At 65.6% G+C, this 15,130-nt stretch carries 15 protein-coding genes; 12 read left to right on the top strand and 3 right to left on the bottom strand.

The genetic code is table 11. The annotated features are described in order from the left end of the window. Positions 1 to 43 precede the first annotated feature (43 nt). Positions 44 to 1,033 carry an ABC transporter substrate-binding protein gene (locus ACRDNQ_RS09960; RefSeq protein ID WP_431828490.1) on the bottom strand — a complete coding sequence of 330 codons (990 nt, stop codon included), beginning with the start codon at positions 1,031 to 1,033 and terminating at the stop codon, positions 44 to 46. Between the two features lie 11 nt (positions 1,034 to 1,044). After that, positions 1,045 to 1,908: a fumarylacetoacetate hydrolase family protein gene (locus ACRDNQ_RS09965; protein ID WP_431828491.1), complete on the bottom strand. Its 864-nt coding sequence runs from the start codon at positions 1,906 to 1,908 to the stop codon at positions 1,045 to 1,047. Between the two features lie 131 nt (positions 1,909 to 2,039). Here ACRDNQ_RS09965 and ACRDNQ_RS09970 point away from each other — a divergent pair, with 131 nt between their 5' ends. From ACRDNQ_RS09970 to ACRDNQ_RS09990, 5 genes are all read left to right on the top strand, one after another. Continuing rightward, positions 2,040 to 2,708: a FadR/GntR family transcriptional regulator gene (locus ACRDNQ_RS09970; RefSeq protein ID WP_431828492.1), complete on the top strand. Its 669-nt coding sequence runs from the start codon at positions 2,040 to 2,042 to the stop codon at positions 2,706 to 2,708. Between the two features lie 81 nt (positions 2,709 to 2,789). Continuing rightward, positions 2,790 to 3,590 (top strand): ABC transporter ATP-binding protein, encoded by an 801-nt coding sequence (locus tag ACRDNQ_RS09975; protein ID WP_431828493.1) that lies wholly within the window; start codon positions 2,790 to 2,792, stop codon positions 3,588 to 3,590. After that, on the top strand, positions 3,587 to 4,465 hold the full coding sequence (locus ACRDNQ_RS09980) for an ABC transporter permease (protein ID WP_431828494.1): 879 nt from the start codon (positions 3,587 to 3,589) through the stop codon (positions 4,463 to 4,465). Before ACRDNQ_RS09975 ends, ACRDNQ_RS09980 begins: the two co-directional genes overlap by 4 nt. Then, complete coding sequence (locus ACRDNQ_RS09985) at positions 4,462 to 5,334, top strand: ABC transporter permease (RefSeq protein WP_431828495.1); 873 nt, start codon at positions 4,462 to 4,464, stop codon at positions 5,332 to 5,334. The genes ACRDNQ_RS09980 and ACRDNQ_RS09985 overlap by 4 nt, the downstream gene beginning before the upstream one ends. Next, complete coding sequence (locus tag ACRDNQ_RS09990; RefSeq protein ID WP_431828496.1) at positions 5,334 to 6,371, top strand: ABC transporter substrate-binding protein; 1,038 nt, start codon at positions 5,334 to 5,336, stop codon at positions 6,369 to 6,371. The genes ACRDNQ_RS09985 and ACRDNQ_RS09990 overlap by 1 nt, the downstream gene beginning before the upstream one ends. 104 nt (positions 6,372 to 6,475) lie before the next feature. Here ACRDNQ_RS09990 and ACRDNQ_RS09995 read toward each other — a convergent pair whose 3' ends face one another. Then, positions 6,476 to 7,654: a BaiN/RdsA family NAD(P)/FAD-dependent oxidoreductase gene (locus tag ACRDNQ_RS09995; RefSeq protein WP_431828497.1), complete on the bottom strand. Its 1,179-nt coding sequence runs from the start codon at positions 7,652 to 7,654 to the stop codon at positions 6,476 to 6,478. Between the two features lie 80 nt (positions 7,655 to 7,734). Here ACRDNQ_RS09995 and rlmJ point away from each other — a divergent pair, with 80 nt between their 5' ends. From rlmJ to ACRDNQ_RS10030, 7 genes are all read left to right on the top strand, one after another. Further along, positions 7,735 to 8,511 (top strand): 23S rRNA (adenine(2030)-N(6))-methyltransferase RlmJ, encoded by a 777-nt coding sequence (rlmJ, locus tag ACRDNQ_RS10000; RefSeq protein WP_431828498.1) that lies wholly within the window; start codon positions 7,735 to 7,737, stop codon positions 8,509 to 8,511. A gap of 72 nt (positions 8,512 to 8,583) precedes the next feature. Beyond that, complete coding sequence (locus ACRDNQ_RS10005; RefSeq protein WP_431828499.1) at positions 8,584 to 9,489, top strand: LysR family transcriptional regulator; 906 nt, start codon at positions 8,584 to 8,586, stop codon at positions 9,487 to 9,489. Between the two features lie 156 nt (positions 9,490 to 9,645). Continuing rightward, positions 9,646 to 10,800, top strand: a complete 1,155-nt coding sequence (locus tag ACRDNQ_RS10010) for an ABC transporter substrate-binding protein (RefSeq protein WP_431828500.1) — start codon at positions 9,646 to 9,648, stop codon at positions 10,798 to 10,800. 71 nt (positions 10,801 to 10,871) lie between these two features. Then, positions 10,872 to 11,867, top strand: a complete 996-nt coding sequence (locus ACRDNQ_RS10015) for an ABC transporter ATP-binding protein (RefSeq protein WP_431828501.1) — start codon at positions 10,872 to 10,874, stop codon at positions 11,865 to 11,867. Then, positions 11,864 to 12,817 carry an ABC transporter permease gene (locus tag ACRDNQ_RS10020; protein WP_431828502.1) on the top strand — a complete coding sequence of 318 codons (954 nt, stop codon included), beginning with the start codon at positions 11,864 to 11,866 and terminating at the stop codon, positions 12,815 to 12,817. The genes ACRDNQ_RS10015 and ACRDNQ_RS10020 overlap by 4 nt, the downstream gene beginning before the upstream one ends. Continuing rightward, entirely contained in the window at positions 12,807 to 13,613 is an 807-nt protein-coding gene (locus ACRDNQ_RS10025; RefSeq protein WP_431828503.1) for an ABC transporter permease, read from the top strand. The genes ACRDNQ_RS10020 and ACRDNQ_RS10025 overlap by 11 nt, the downstream gene beginning before the upstream one ends. Before the next feature lie 22 nt (positions 13,614 to 13,635). Continuing rightward, positions 13,636 to 15,060, top strand: coding sequence for a gamma-aminobutyraldehyde dehydrogenase (locus tag ACRDNQ_RS10030; RefSeq protein ID WP_431828504.1), 1,425 nt, complete (start codon positions 13,636 to 13,638; stop codon positions 15,058 to 15,060). Positions 15,061 to 15,130: the final 70 nt, after the last annotated feature.

A 15,130-nucleotide genomic window follows, 5' to 3' on the forward strand; every position in this document is an offset into this window, starting at 1 on the left:
GGCCTCTTTTTGGGTGCGCTAGGCTCGCTCGGTCGCGCGGGTCCTAGGATACGAGGTCCAGCGTGCTTGGATGGAAGAGATCCCGCGCAGGCAGTGGCCTCGATGTCAGCCCATCGAGGTGCGCGAAGCGGGTCATGGCGTCCAGTTCGTTCTGGTTGCGACCAAAGCCATAGGGCCAGGGGTCCGCACCCATAAGACCAACGGTTTCGTCGTAATGCGCCGCGATCCAGGGAAGCGAAACGCGCAGGAAATTGTTCCGCTGCACCTCGTCCAAGGCGATCGCCTTGGCCGCCGAGAAGGCGCGGAAGATCTCGACCGGAAGCCAGGGATTGTCCTGGGCGAGCTCGCGCCGGATCGCGATACAGTGCATGATCGGGAAGAACCCCGACTTCTTGTAGAACGCGATCTCGGCGCTGCGGTAATCCGGCCAAAGCCGCACGACCGACCCGGTGCCTGACAGAAAGCTTGACGGCGGACGGGGTGTGATCAGCGCGTCGATCTCGCCGGATGCCAGAAGTCCGTTCAGCGTCTCGGTCGGCGCGATCCGGCGCATCCGGATATGATCGGGCAGCGTGATGGCCACTCGTTCGGTGCCCCCCGGAACCTCCTGGCTGCCGACCACCCATTCCACATCGGATGGGGCGATCCCGTGGTGTTCGGCAAGGATGCCCCGCATCCACATCGCGGCGGTCTGCTGGTACTCGGGCAACCCGATCCGGCGCCCTTTCAGATCTTCGGCCGCCGCGATGCCGGCGGCGGCGTTCACAAAGACGCCCGAATGCCGGAACGCGCGCGACGGAAAGACCGGCACGCCGACATAGGCGCTGTCGCCCCGGGCGGTCGTGGTGATGTGGCTTGCCATCGACAGTTCGGTGATGTCGAAGGCGCGGTCGCGAAGGGCGCGGCGGAAGATCTCTTCCGGTTCGCCTGGTAAACCAATTATCTCGACCCCGGGGATGGAGACTCGACCATCGAGAATCGGTCGTGTCCGGTCCGAGGCGGTGCAGGCCAGGCTAAGGGTGAGTTTCGCCATCTCTTCGCCTCTCACACGCAGGTATTCGCAAGCGTTCCGATGCCCGAGATCGTGATCTCGACCCGGTCGCCGGCTTTCAGGAAGGTCGGCGGGTCAAGCCCGATGCCCACGCCTGCGGGCGTTCCGGTCGCGATGATGTCGCCGGGTTCCAGCGTGATGCCGGCCGAGATCGTTTCGATCAGCGTCGGGATGTCGAAGATAAGGTCGCTAGTGTTCGCGTTCTGGCGCAGTTCGCCGTTGACGTGGCAAGTGACCGTCAGGTCGGTCGCCTCCACCGCATCGGCGGTCACCGCCCAGGGGCCCATCGGGGCGAAGGTGTCCAGCGACTTGCCAAGGAACCACTGCTTGTGATTCTTCTGCAGATCGCGTGCGGTCACGTCATTGACGATTGTGTAGCCCCAGATGTGAGACCACGAGTTTTCCTTGGAAATTCCGCGCCCTCCGGTGCCGATGATCACGGCGAGTTCCGCCTCGTAGTCGACCTTCTGGGTCACGTCGGGATGGAGTGCGATGGGTTCGTCCGGGGCGATCACGGTGCTGGGCAACTTCGAGAAGATCGCCGGAAAATCGTCGACATCCTTGCCCGCGACCGCGCCCGCCTCGTAGCCCGAGCGCGCAAATTCCCTGGCGTGTTCGCGATAGTTCTTGCCAACGCAGATGACGTTGCGGTGCGGGCGGGGGAAGGGGGCCAGCAACTTGACGCTGGACAAAGGCACGGAAAGACCGGGCACCACCAGCGTCGCGGGATCGACGCCTGCCACGATGATCGTGCGCAGATCCGACCACTCCTCGGCGAAAAGATCGATTCGCGTCTCTTCGGTCGAAACGCGGCCGACGCGCTGGTTGCCCTGGTAAACCACCGTTGCAAGCTTCATGCCCAAGCCCTTTCTGATGCTCGTCTTTCGTGATGAAATCACCCAAGGTCCGCGAAATGTCAACCAAAAGCCAAAACTGGTTGACAGATATTCAGGGTGCGGTTTATCGCTTTTCGTCAAAGGTCAGGAAAATGCAGCGAAGCGACCACAACGTGCGGGATTATCTGACAAGCGCGATCGACCGCGGGGCGTTTGCGCCGGGCGCCCGTCTGCCGACCGAGCGCGAGCTGTGCGAACAGCTCGCCGTCAGCCGCAGCGCCGTGCGCAACGCGCTTGCCGTCCTTGAAGGCGAGGGGCGGATCGTTCGGATCGCCGGCAGCGGGACCTATGTCTCGGGTGCCGAGGCGAACACCAACGCCGCCATCCGCGATCTGCCGATGGTCACGAGCCCGGCCCAGGTGATGGAGGCGCGTCTTACGATCGAGCCGCAGCTTGCACAGCTTGTCGCGTCGAACGGCACCGCCGCCGATTTCGCCGCGATGCAACGCTGCCACGAGGCGGGCGTGGCCGCGAAGACGCTTGAGGAATTCGAAACCTGGGATGCCGCGCTTCACGAGGTGATCGCCGAAGCCGCGCGCAATCCGCTGGTGGTCGAGGCCTACAACCTGATCACGCGGGCGCGCGATCACGGTGAATGGGGCGCGCTGAAAAAGCGCAGCCTCACGCCGGAACGCCGCGCCCAGTACGAGGCCGACCACGAGCGGATCGTCGCTGCGCTGCGTCAGCGCGACGCCGACCTGGGCGAACAGGAACTCCGGAAGCATCTGCTTCGGGTCAGATCGAACTTGCTCGGCCTCTAGGCCGGGACTGGGGACTGCAGAACGAGGATCGCCGCCGGAAGGCGGTGACGGCCGGGTCTTCCCGCGCCGCAGGAGAAAGACATGAGCGATACGACGACGGCCCTCCGACCCAGCGCCGCGACATCCGCGCCCGCGGTGATCGCCGCCACGCGCGTGTCGAAAACGTTCGGCGAGGGCCGCGTCATCGCCTTGGACGAGGCGTCGTTCGAGGTTCACCCAGGCGAATTCATCACGATGGTCGGGCCCTCGGGGTGCGGGAAGTCGACGCTTCTGCGCATCGTGGCAGGCCTCATCGACAGGACGTCGGGAACGATCGCCGTGCACGGAAACGAGGTGACGGGCCCGCGCAACGACGTGGCCATGATGTTTCAGAAGCCGACACTTCTGCCCTGGAGGACCGCGGTCGAAAACGTGCTGCTTCCCACCGAGCTTGCCGGAACCGTCACCGATGCCGACCGCCGCAAGGCGCTTGATCTTCTCGCGCTGGCGGGCCTCAAGGACTTCGCCTTTTCCTTTGCCAGTCAGTTGTCGGGCGGCATGCAGCAGCGCGTGGCGCTGGCGCGGCTGCTTCAGACCGGGGCCGATATCCTGCTGCTCGACGAACCCTTCGGCGCGCTCGACGAGTTCACGCGCGAGCGCCTGAACGTCGAACTGATGCGCATCGTGGCCGAGGTGATGGCGACGACGCTGTTTGTGACCCACAACATCGGCGAAGCGATCTTTCTTGCCGACCGCGTCTTCGTTATGACCCCGCGACCCGGGCGGCTTGCGCGCATCGTCGACGTGCCGTTCGACCGGCCGCGCGCGCCCGATTTGCAGCTTACGCCCGAGTTCAACGCGCTGGTGGCCGAAGTGCGCGCCATCCTCGGTGGCCACGAATGACGGCGGCGGCGGATATCGACGTCCCGCCCCTGCCGAAGGCGGGCCGGTCGGCCGGGCGCATCATCTTCAACCACCTGGCGATCCTGTTCGCCTGGGTCGGCCTGTGGGAGCTTGGGTCGCGCGCGGGTTTTCTCGACCCGCTGTTCTTTCCCCGTCCCTCGGACATCCTGGTCGGGTTCTGGCGGCTTTACGTCGTGCAGGGCAACGTCTGGTACCATCTCTGGCTCACCATGGCCGAGGTCGCCGTCGGCTTCGTCGCGGGCTCGGTCCTCGGGATCAGCCTCGCCTTCATCGTGGGGATGAGCGACACGGTGCGGCGGTTCCTCAAGCCCTATGTCATCGTCCTCGAGGCGACGCCGCGCATCGCGATCGGGCCCATCGTCATCGCCGCCTTCGGCTTTGGCTGGACCTCGAAGATCGTGATCGTGATGCTGGTGTGCTTCTTCGCGCCCTTCGTGAACACGCTGAACGGCATCATAAATGTCGACCGCGACCAGCTTGACATGTTCCGGTCGATGCGCGCCACGCGGATCCAGACCTTCCGTAAGCTTGTTCTGCCCGACGCCCTGCCGGAGATCATGGCAGGCCTGCGCCTTGCCATGGCCTCGGCACTTGGTGGGGCGCTGGTGGCCGAATTCATCGCCTCGAACGCCGGCATGGGCCAGCTCATCAGCACATACACCGGCAACCTCAACATGGCGTCGGCCTTCGTCTGCGTGCTGACCCTGTCGGCGGTGGGTTTCTTCATCCTGCGCGGAATGGAGGCGGTCGACCGCAGGCTCGTGTTCTGGGTCGATCGCGACCGCGCCGAGGCGATGGGCCGCAAGCGCGCGGTGGCCTGGGCCCACCTGACGTCGCGGACGGGCACGTCATGATCCGCGCAGCCCGCCGCATATCCGCCTTCGGCGTCGAGGTCGCCAAGCACCTTCTGGTCTTCGCGGCCCTGATCGCCGTGTGGGAAGGCGCGTCCGAGCTTGGGCTGATCGACACCATCCTGGTGCCGCGCCCCTCGGACATCTGGAAGGGGATCGTCAACCTCTACTTCACCCAGGCCACCATCTACTGGCACTTCGGGATCACGCTTTACGAAGCGGCGATGGGCTTCCTGATCGGATCGACGATGGGCCTTCTGCTGGCGATGGGGTCCGCGCTGAACGACAACTTCCGCCGCTACGTCTCGCCCTATGCCACGCTTCTGAACGTGACACCCGGCCTTGCGCTGACGCCCATCATCATCGCCTGGTTCGGCTTCGGCTACAGCTCGAAGATCGCGCTTGGCGCCATCACCTGCTTCTTTCCCGTCTTCGTGAACACGCTGATCGGGTTGACGAAGATCGATGCCGAAACGGCCGAGATGTTTCGGTCGATGGGGGCCAGCCGCCGTGATACGTTCCGGAAACTTCAACTGCCCGCCGCGCTTCCGATCATCTTCGCCGGCTTCAAGATCGCGGTCACCACGGCGCTTGTCGGCGCCGTGGTCGCCGAATTCTCGCAGGGCACCGCCGGGATCGGCGTGCTCATGCAGCGCTACGCCTTCCAGCTGAACGGGGGCGCGGCCATCGCATCGCTTCTAAGCATGTCGCTGCTGGGCCTCATGCTTTTCGTCATCATCGAGATCATCGACGACCGGATCGTTTTCTGGCGTCGGGATGCCCGCATGACCGCCGTGTCGCGCAAGCGACGTCAGCAATGGTCACGCATGCTTGAGCCGGAATCGACATCCGACAACCAAGGGAGGACCTGATGAAACACCTGACCAAAGCCAGCCTGCTGGCCCTTGCGGCCGCATTCGCCGCAGAAAGCGCGGTGGCGCAGCAACTGACGACCGTGAACGCGATCATGCCGAAGCAGCGTTCCGCCAACTATTTCCCGCTGATCGTGGGCGAGGCGCTGGGCTATTTCGCGGAAGAAGGCATCGAGGTGAACCTGCTGCCGTCCGAGACGCCGATCCCGTTCATCAACTTCGTGCGGAACGGCCAGGCCGACATCGCCATGCTCGACCCCGCCGAAGTGCTGACCGCCGTCGCCGCGGGGGCCGAAATCAAGGTCGTCTACGAAGTGATGCAGACCGCGCCCGACGGGATCGCCGTGGCTGGCGAAAGCGCGGTTCAGGACATGTCCGAGTTGAACGGACAGACCGTGGGCCTTGTCACCGAGCGTGACATGGTGACGATGAAGATCGCGCTCGACGCCGTGGGGCTGACCGAGAATGACGTGACCACCGTCGTCGTGGGCGAAGCCGGCCCGACGCTGGCTGCGGCCTTCCGCGACCAGACGGTCATGGCGATTGCCGGCTCGGGCCCCGACTGGCTGGCGATTCAGGCGAACGGACAGCCGATCCGTCTGATCACCCCGCCTGCGGTCTCGAACAAGCCCGGCAACACCTTCGTGGTGGCGGCCGAGTCCACTACCGAGAAGGCCGACCTTCTGGAAGGTTTCATGCGGGCCTGGTCGAAGGGCATGTACGTGGCCGAGATCGACGCGGAAGTCGTGGCGAAGATCGCCCAGACCGCCGTTCCGGAAGAATGGGAAGACCCCACGTTCGGGCAGCAGTACCTCAACAACGCAATGCGGCTGAACGTTTCGGTCACCGAACAGAAGGGCGATCTTCAGACCGAGATCTGGAGTTCGATCCAGCCGGCCATGATGAAGTTCGGCGTCATCGGCGCCGAAGTCGATCCCGCGACGTTCCTGGAACCCGCCTTCATCGGCCCGGCAAACGACTGGTCGAAGGAAGAAGTTCAGGCCGAAGTCGCCGCCTGGCGCGCCGCGAACATGTGATCGTTCCCCCGGTCTTCTGACCCCTGGCACCCCGCGTCGGTGACGGCGCGGGGTGTTTTCGTGTTCCGCTGGTCTCGGGTCGGTAGCCGTCCGGCGTCCTTGTCTCAGCCACCCTGGGCAAGCCGTTCGGCGATCGCGCGCCCTGCCGCGACGCCCGACGACCACGCCCACTGGAAGTTGTAGCCGCCAAGCCATCCGGTGACGTCGACCGCCTCGCCGATGGCGTAAAGCCCCGGAACCCGCCGCGCCTCCATCGTCTTCGAGGAAAGGTCATCGGTGTCGATCCCGCCCGCCGTGACCTCGGCCTTGGCATAGCCTTCCGTGCCGGTGGGGCGAAACGTCAGCGCCTCCAGCGTGCTGGCGGCGGCGTCGATCTCGGTGTCGGCAAGGTTGCCAAGCTCTTTCGCAAGGCCGATGCGGCCTGCCATGGCCTCGGCCAGTCGGGCCGGCAGGTGCTGCGCCAGGGCGGCTTTCAGATGCGCGCGCGGCATGTCGCGCCGCGCCGCCTTGAGGCGCCCTGCCGCATCGGGCAGAAGCCGCAGCGACACCTCGTCCCCTGGCCGCCAGTAAGACGACACCTGAAGGATGGCGGGCCCCGAAAGCCCGCGATGGGTGAAGAGCGCCGCTTCCTCGAAGCTCACGTCGCGAACGCGCGCGCGCACGGGACACGCAACGCCCGAAAGCTCGCGGAACATGACCTCGTCCTGCCCAAGGGTCAGCGGCACAAGCGCCGGACGCGGTGGCACGACCTTCAGGCCGAACCGGCGCGCAAGGTCATAGGCAACGCCGGTTGCGCCCATCTTGGGGATGGACGGCCCGCCGGTGGCTATGACAAGGGCGGGCGCGCGGGCGCCTGCCAACTGAAAACGGCCATCGGAATGACCGATCTCGCCGATCGGAGTCGACAGCCGCACCTCGACCTCGCCCTTCCGGCATTCGTCCAGCAGCATCGCCACGATCTGTCGGGCCGAGCCGTCGCAGAAAAGTTGGCCCAGCGTCTTTTCATGCCAGGCGATGCCGTGGCTTTCGACCAGCGAAAGGAAGTCCCATTGCGTGTATCGGCTGAGCGCCGACTTGGCGAAATGCGGATTCTCGGAAAGGAACCGCTCGGGCACTGTCCCGGTATTGGTGAAGTTGCACCGCCCCCCACCCGAGATCAGGATCTTTTTGCCCGGCCTGTCGGCGTGGTCGATCATAAGCACCCGCGCACCCGCCTGCCCGGCGGTGGCCGCTGCCAGAAGTCCCGCCCCGCCGGCGCCAAGGATGATCGCGTCGAAGTCCATCGCGGCCTTCTAGCCCGCTGACGATGGCGCGGAAAGTGCCGGCGCTTGCCGGGGCGCGGGAACCCGGCTAGGCGGGGGCGATGCTGTCCTACCAGCACATCTACCATGCCGGGAACCCGGCCGACGTCCAGAAGCACGCGCTGCTGGCGGCGATGCTGGCCTATCTTGCCGCCAAGGACAAACCGCTCTCCTACATCGAAACGCATGCCGGCCGGGGCCTTTACCGGCTTGACGCGCCTGAAGCGGCCAAGACGGGCGAGGCAGCGGCCGGCATCGGCCGTCTGGCCGGCGCCTTCCCGGCCGATCATCCCTATTCCCTGTGTCTGGCGAAGGTGCGCGCCTTTTACGGCCCCTCCGCCTATCCCGGATCCCCCTTGATTGCGGCGCTGGGCCTGAGGCCCTCGGACCGCATCCACCTGTGCGAACTTCACCCCCGCGAACACGCCGAACTTGTTCGCGTCATGGCCCCCTTCCGTGCCGACGTGCGGAAGGAAGACGGCGTCGCCGCGGCGCTGTCGATCTGCCCTCCCACGCCCCGGCGCGGGCTTCTGATGATCGATCCGTCCTACGAAGTGAAGGCCGACTATGCCGCGATCCCGCGGTTCATCGCCGCGATCCGGCGCAAGTGGAACGTGGGCATCATCGCCCTGTGGTATCCGATCCTTCTGGATGGACCGCACAAGGGGATGGTCGACGCGATCCTCGCCGCCGACCCCGACGCGCTGCGCAGCGAGGTTGCCTTTCCTCCCGTGCGCGAAGGGCATCGGATGACCGGGTCAGGCATGATCGTGCTGAACCCGCCCTATGGCCTGCCGGACGAGGCCGCGCGGATCGAAGCGCTGTTCGCCGGCCTCTGACGCCCGGTTGCGCCGTCGCGGTCCGCCGTGCACTAATCCGCGCTGCATCGGGACCCGTCAGCGGACATCGCCTTGGCCTTCACGCTTCGCCAGCTTCAGTTCTTCCTCGCCGCCGCCGAGCAGGAAAGCGTGTCGCGCGCGGCCAAGGCGCTGTCGATCTCGCAGTCTTCGGTGACCGAGGCGATCAAGGCGCTTGAGGCCGACCTTGGCGTCGCCCTGTTCGAGCGCAAGGCGCACGGGCTTGAGATCACGAACGCCGGCCACCAGTTCCTGCGCCACGCCCGCAAGATCCGCGACGACGTCTCGGACGCGCGCCGCGCCTTCGACGCCGGCCCCGAGACCCGCACCGGCGAGATCCGGCTGGGCGTCACCGCTCTTGTTGCAGGCTACGGCCTGTCGGACGCGCTGGCCCGCTTCCGCCGCAGCTATCCCGCCGTCACCGTCGCGGCGATCGAGGATACCGGCGACTATCTTGAGCATCTCCTGATCGGCGGCGAAATCGATGTGGCCTTCCTCATCACCTCGAACCTGCACAACCGGCACGCGCTTCAGGTCGAAAGCATCGCGGTCTCGGCCATGCGCCTCTGGCTGCCGCTTGGCCACCCCTTCGTCTCGCGCGAGGCGGTGACGCTGGACGAGGTCGCGGCCGAGCCGCTGATCATGCTGTCGGTCGAAGAGATCGAGGAAAGCACCTCGGGCCTCATCACCTCGCTCGGGGCGCGGCCCAATGTGGCCTTCCGCACCCGCTCGGTCGAGGCGGTGCGCAGCCTCGTCGCCACCGGCATGGGCCTTGCGATTCTGCCCGACCTCATCTATCGGCCCTGGTCGCTCGAAGGCGACCGGATCGAGATCCGCGATGTCTCGGGCGATCTGCCCACCGTCCAGGTCGGCCTTGCCTGGCGTCGGGGGGCGCCACTGGGCGATATCACGCGCGATTTCATCCGCCTTGCGCAGGCCTCGTTCCGCGCCGCGCCCTAGGCCTATCGGCTTTTCCGATACAAGGCTTCATCATTTTCGGATTGCGAACTCTGGTCCGCCTGCCACTCTGCGCATGGCAGACCATGAGCCAAGGGGAACCTCCCGGCACTGGCGCCGTCCTGGCGGCGATACTCTGCATTCACGGGGAGATGAAAAATGACAGCACGACTTCTGGGAACTGCGGCGTTGATGGCGATGGTCGCAGCGCAGCCCGTTCTTGCACAGATGACCGAAATCGGCGCCGGCGAAGGCCGGCTCGATATCGTGGCCTGGCCCGGCTACATCGAGCGCGGCGAAACCATGGCCGAATTCGACTGGGTGACAAAGTTCGAGGAAGCCACCGGCTGCATGGTCAACGTCAAGACGGCCAACACCTCGGACGAGATGGTGGCGCTGATGAACGAAGGCGGCTTCGACCTTGTCACCGCATCTGGCGACGCCTCGCTGCGGCTCATCGCCGGCAACCGCGTCCAGCCCGTCAACCTCAGCCTGATCCCGTCGTGGGACACGGTCGACGACCGGCTGAAGAACGCGCCGTGGTACGTCGTTGACGGCGTGCACTACGGCGTCCCGTACATGTGGGGACCGAACGTCCTGATGTACAACACCGAGGTCTTCGGCGACAGCCCGCCGACCTCGTGGAGCGTGGTCTTCGAAGAAACGACCCTGCCCGACGGCGCCCCGAACGCGGGCCGTGTGCAGGCCTATGACGGCCCGATCCACATCGCGGACGCGGCGCAGTACCTGATGTTCCACAAGCCCGAGCTTGGCATCACCTCGCCCTATGAACTGAACCAGGACCAGTACAACGCCGCGCTCGACCTGCTGCGGGAACAGCGCAAGCTTGTCAGCCGCTACTGGCACGACGCCTTCATCCAGATCGACGACTTCAAGAACGAAGGCATGGCGGCCTCGGGGTCATGGCCGTTCCAGGTGAACCTGCTGCAGGCGGACGGCGCGCCGATCGCCTCGGTCATCCCGCAGGAAGGCGCCACCGGCTGGGCCGACACGACGATGATGCATGTCGATGCTCCACACCCGAACTGTGCCTACATGTGGATGGAGCATACGCTCAGCTCGAACCTGATGTCGGATCTGTCCGTCTGGTTCGGCGCGAACCCCGGCGTGCCGGCGGCCTGCACCGACGGGCGCGGCATGCAGACGGCCGAAGGCTGCACCAAGAACGGCTTCGACGATTTCGAGCGGATCCGTTTCTGGACCACTCCGGTCACGAACTGCGAAAGCCAGGGCGAATGCGTGCCCTACTATCGCTGGGTGTCCGACTACATCGGCGTGATCGGCGGGCGCTAAGCCCGTTCACCCTGACCTGAAACCGGCCCGGCGGCGCAATGCCGCCGGGTCCAGCCCCGGTGTTTTTCCAGATGACCCTTGCCGTCGAATTCGAGCATGTCTCGCGCCACTTCGGACAGGTGCGCGCGGTCGACGACGTCTCGATCGGGATCGAGGAAGGCTGCTTCTTCGCCATGCTCGGCCCCTCGGGGTCGGGCAAGACGACCTGCCTGCGCCTGATCTCAGGGTTTGAACGGCCCACGGCCGGCCATGTCCGCATCTTCGGACAGAACTCCGAGGCGATCCCGCCGAACCGCCGCCCGGTGAACACGGTGTTCCAGGACTACGCCCTTTTTCCGCATCTCACGGTGCGCGAGAACGTGGCCTACGGACCCAAGATGGCGGGCGTCGACCGCCGCACGCGTGACGCAGCCGCAGAAGAGATGCTGTCGCTGGTCAAGCTGTCGGGCTATGGCGACCGCAAGCCCGGTCAACTTTCGGGCGGCCAGCGCCAGCGCGTGGCTCTGGCCCGCGCCCTTGTGAACCGCCCGCGCGTCCTTCTGCTGGACGAACCTCTGGGCGCGCTTGACCTCAAGCTGCGCGAGGCGATGCAGGAGGAACTGAAGACGCTTCAGCAGACCTTGGGCATCACCTTCATCTTCGTGACCCATGATCAGGGCGAGGCGCTGTCGATGGCCGACCGCGTCGCTGTCTTCAACGACGGCCGCATCGTGCAGGAAGGCACACCGCAAGAGATCTATGACCGCCCCCGCACGCGCTTTGTCGCCGACTTCGTGGGTTCGGCCAACGTGCTGTCGCCCGAGATTTCCGCCCGTGCCGGAGGCCCGGCCTCATGGGCAAGCCTGCGTGCCGAGGCGATCACGCTGACCGACCCGGCCACGGCGCGGCTGTCCGGAACTGTCCGAAGCGTCCGCTACCTTGGTGCGGTGAATCGCGTGACCGTCGCGATCCCCGAGGGCGAACTTACCGCAAACGTGCCAACCGGCCAGCCGTTGCCGTCTGCGGGCGCGACTGTCGGCCTGTTCTGGGACGGGGACGCGCTGCACCGGATGGACGGCGACGCATGACCGACCTGTCCCAGATACCGGGGGTGGACCGGGGCCGGGGTGGCTTCTTCGGACGTCTCTCGGATCTCTTCTGGCGGCGGCCTAGGCTGTTTCTGGTCCTGTTGCTGACACTGCCGCTGATCTGGCTTGGCGTGATCTACATCGGGTCGCTGGCCGCGCTTCTGGTGCAGAGTTTCTTCTCGATCGACGAATTCTCGGGCCTCATCAAGCGCGAGTTCACCTTGCGCACCTATGCCGAGCTGTTCCGGCCGTCGAACTTCGACATCATCCTGCGCACGGTCCTGATGGCGGCGGCCGTCACGATCGCCGCGGCGATCGTGGCCTTCCCGATCGCGTATTATGCCGCGCGCTATGCGAAGGGCCGGATGAAGGCCTTCTTCTATCTCGCCGTCATGCTGCCGCTCTGGTCGAGCTATCTGGTCAAGGTCTATGCCTGGAAGCTGATCCTGGCGAAGGAGGGCATCCTGAACTGGGCGGTCGAAGGCATCGGTGCGTCGGCCGTGCTGAACGCCGTCCTGTCGCTGCCTGTGATCGGGGGCAACTCTCTGTCGGTCAGCTACATCGGGACCTTCCTTGTCTTCCTCTATGTCTGGCTGCCCTTCATGATCCTGCCCCTGCAGGCGTCACTCGAACGGGTGCCTGCCAACCTGCTCGAGGCCTCGGACGACCTTGGTGCCACCTCGCGCCAGACCTTCCGCAACGTGATCCTTCCGCTGGCGATGCCGGGGCTTATCGCAGGGTCCATCTTCACCTTCTCGCTGACGCTTGGCGACTACATCATCCCGCAGATCGTGGGCTCGTCGCGCCGCTTCATCGGGCAGGCGGTCTATCAGCACCAGGGCACGGCGGGGAACATCCCGCTGGCCGCCGCCTTCGCGGTGGTGCCGATCGTCATCATGGGCGTCTACCTGTGGATGGCCAAGCGCAAGGGGGCCTTCGATGCACTCTGAGCGCGCGCCCCTGGGCCTGAGGGTCGCCGCCTTCGCAGGGCTGCTTTTCCTGCACCTGCCGATCCTTCTGATCTTCGTCTATGCCTTCACGACCGAGGACAAGAGCTATCAGTGGCCGCCGCCGGGCTTCACCACGCAGTGGTTCGGCGTGACCTGGAACCGTCCCGACGTCTGGCAGGCGCTGTCGCTGTCGCTCAAGGTGGCGGCGATCTCGACCTGCATCGCGCTGATCCTCGGCACGCTGGCCGCCGCCGCCGTCAGCCGCGCGGCCTTCTGGGGGCGCGAGGCGGTGACGCTTCTGGTCATCCTGCCCATCGCGCTGCCGGGCATCATCACCGGGATCGCGCTGCGCTCGGCCTTCAACCTGGGCGAAATCCCGTTCTCGACCCTGACGATCGTCCTGGGCCATGCGACCTTCTGCATCGTCGTCGTCTACAACAACTCGGTCGCGCGCTTCCGCCGGATTTCCGGTTCGATGCTGGAGGCATCGGCGGACCTTGGCGCCAATGGCTTCCAGACCTTTCGCCATGTCGTTCTGCCCAACATCGCGACCGCCCTTCTTGCCGGCGGAATGCTGGCCTTCGCGCTGTCCTTCGACGAGGTGATCGTCACCACCTTCACGGCCGGACAGCAGCAGACCCTGCCGATCTGGATGCTGGAAGAACTGGTGCGACCCCGCCAGCGCCCGGTGACGAACGTGGTCGCGATGGTCGTGGTGATCGTGACCTTCCTGCCGATCCTTGCAGCCTACTACCTCACGCGTGGAACCACCGATACGGCCGGCTCCGGCAAATGACGTCTGAACGGGAGGAGAACCGATGGACACCAAGCTTCTGATCAACGGCGAATTCACCGCCGGAACCGAAACGGCCGAAACGATCCTGAACCCGCGCACGGGAGAGACGGTCCTCGAACTGCCCGAGGCGTCGACCGATCAGGTCGATGCGGCCGCGCGCGCCGCCGCCGCAGCTTTCGAGGGATGGTCGCGCACGACGCCCGCCGAAAGATCTGCGGCACTCCTGCGCATCGCCGACCGGATCGAAGCCGAGGCCGAGGCCTTCGGGCGTCTCGAGGCGCTGAACTGCGGCAAGCCGATCAATGCCGCCATCGGCGACGAAATCCCGGCAATCGTCGATTGCTACCGTTTCTTCGCGGGCGCGGTGCGCACGCTGCACGGGCCGGTGGCGGGCGAATACATGGCCGGACACACCTCGATGATCCGGCGCGATCCCGTAGGCGTCGTGGCCTCGATCGCGCCATGGAACTATCCGCTGATGATGATGGCCTGGAAGCTGGCACCGGCGATCGGCGGCGGCAACACCGTGGTCTTCAAGCCTTCGGAACAGACGCCGCTCACCGCGCTGAAACTTGCGCGTATCCTGGCCGAGGAACTGCCCAAGGGGGTGGTCAACGTGGTGACGGGCCGGGGCGAGACGGTGGGCAACGCCCTGATCCACCACGACGCGGTCGACATGATATCGCTCACGGGCGACGTGGCGACGGGCAAGAAGATGCTTCAGGCCGCCTCGAAAAGCGTCAAGCGCACCCATCTGGAACTGGGTGGCAAGGCGCCGGTCATCGTCTTCGACGACGCCGACATCGACGCGGTCGTCGAGTCGCTGAAGATCTTCGGCTACTACAACGCCGGGCAGGACTGCACCGCCGCCTGCCGCGTCTATGTCGCCGACAAGGCCTATGACCGGCTCGTGGCCGATCTGACCTCGGCCGTCGAGGGCATCGCCTACGCCCGGCCCGACGACACCGAAAACGAGATCGGCCCGCTCATCTCGCGCCGGCAGCGCGACCGTGTGGCAAGCTTCGTCGAACGTGCCCGCGAACTGATGCATATCGAGATCACCACGGGCGGTGCGACCCATGGCGACAATGGCTTCTACTACCGCCCGACGGTCGTCGCCGGCGCGCTTCAGGAGGACGAGATCGTTCAGCGCGAGGTCTTCGGCCCCGTCGTGTCGGTCACGCGGTTCTCGGATGTCGACCAGGCCGTGGATTGGGCCAACGACAGCCACTACGGCCTTGCCTCGTCGATCTGGACACGCGACGTCGGTCGCGCGATGGCGACGGCAGCACGCCTGAGGTATGGCTGCACCTGGGTGAACACGCATTTCATGCTGGTCAACGAAATGCCGCACGGCGGTCTGAAGCAATCGGGCTACGGCAAGGACATGTCGATCTACGCGCTGGAAGACTACACCGCCGTCCGTCACGTGATGATCAAACACTAGGCCAAGCGCCCCGCCGATGACGGCGGTCAATGCCTGACCCCGACTTCCCCCCAATCCTGTCGATTGGGAG

The sequence above is a fragment of the Saliniferula longa genome, from assembly GCF_050789285.1.
In the GTDB taxonomy this organism is placed as follows: domain Bacteria; phylum Pseudomonadota; class Alphaproteobacteria; order Rhodobacterales; family Rhodobacteraceae; genus CAVPWP01.

Excerpts from the sequence above, each read along its gene's own strand:
- ACRDNQ_RS09960 (WP_431828490.1), bottom strand. The coding sequence starts at position 1,033 with ATGGCGAAACTCACCCTTAGCCTGGCCTGCACCGCCTCGGACCGGACA.
- ACRDNQ_RS09965 (WP_431828491.1), bottom strand. The coding sequence starts at position 1,908 with ATGAAGCTTGCAACGGTGGTTTACCAGGGCAACCAGCGCGTCGGCCGC.
- ACRDNQ_RS09970 (WP_431828492.1), top strand. The coding sequence starts at position 2,040 with ATGCAGCGAAGCGACCACAACGTGCGGGATTATCTGACAAGCGCGATC.
- ACRDNQ_RS09975 (WP_431828493.1), top strand. The coding sequence starts at position 2,790 with ATGAGCGATACGACGACGGCCCTCCGACCCAGCGCCGCGACATCCGCG.
- ACRDNQ_RS09980 (WP_431828494.1), top strand. The coding sequence starts at position 3,587 with ATGACGGCGGCGGCGGATATCGACGTCCCGCCCCTGCCGAAGGCGGGC.
- ACRDNQ_RS09985 (WP_431828495.1), top strand. The coding sequence starts at position 4,462 with ATGATCCGCGCAGCCCGCCGCATATCCGCCTTCGGCGTCGAGGTCGCC.
- ACRDNQ_RS09990 (WP_431828496.1), top strand. The coding sequence starts at position 5,334 with ATGAAACACCTGACCAAAGCCAGCCTGCTGGCCCTTGCGGCCGCATTC.
- ACRDNQ_RS09995 (WP_431828497.1), bottom strand. The coding sequence starts at position 7,654 with ATGGACTTCGACGCGATCATCCTTGGCGCCGGCGGGGCGGGACTTCTG.
- rlmJ (WP_431828498.1), top strand. The coding sequence starts at position 7,735 with ATGCTGTCCTACCAGCACATCTACCATGCCGGGAACCCGGCCGACGTC.
- ACRDNQ_RS10010 (WP_431828500.1), top strand. The coding sequence starts at position 9,646 with ATGACAGCACGACTTCTGGGAACTGCGGCGTTGATGGCGATGGTCGCA.
- ACRDNQ_RS10015 (WP_431828501.1), top strand. The coding sequence starts at position 10,872 with ATGACCCTTGCCGTCGAATTCGAGCATGTCTCGCGCCACTTCGGACAG.
- ACRDNQ_RS10020 (WP_431828502.1), top strand. The coding sequence starts at position 11,864 with ATGACCGACCTGTCCCAGATACCGGGGGTGGACCGGGGCCGGGGTGGC.
- ACRDNQ_RS10025 (WP_431828503.1), top strand. The coding sequence starts at position 12,807 with ATGCACTCTGAGCGCGCGCCCCTGGGCCTGAGGGTCGCCGCCTTCGCA.
- ACRDNQ_RS10030 (WP_431828504.1), top strand. The coding sequence starts at position 13,636 with ATGGACACCAAGCTTCTGATCAACGGCGAATTCACCGCCGGAACCGAA.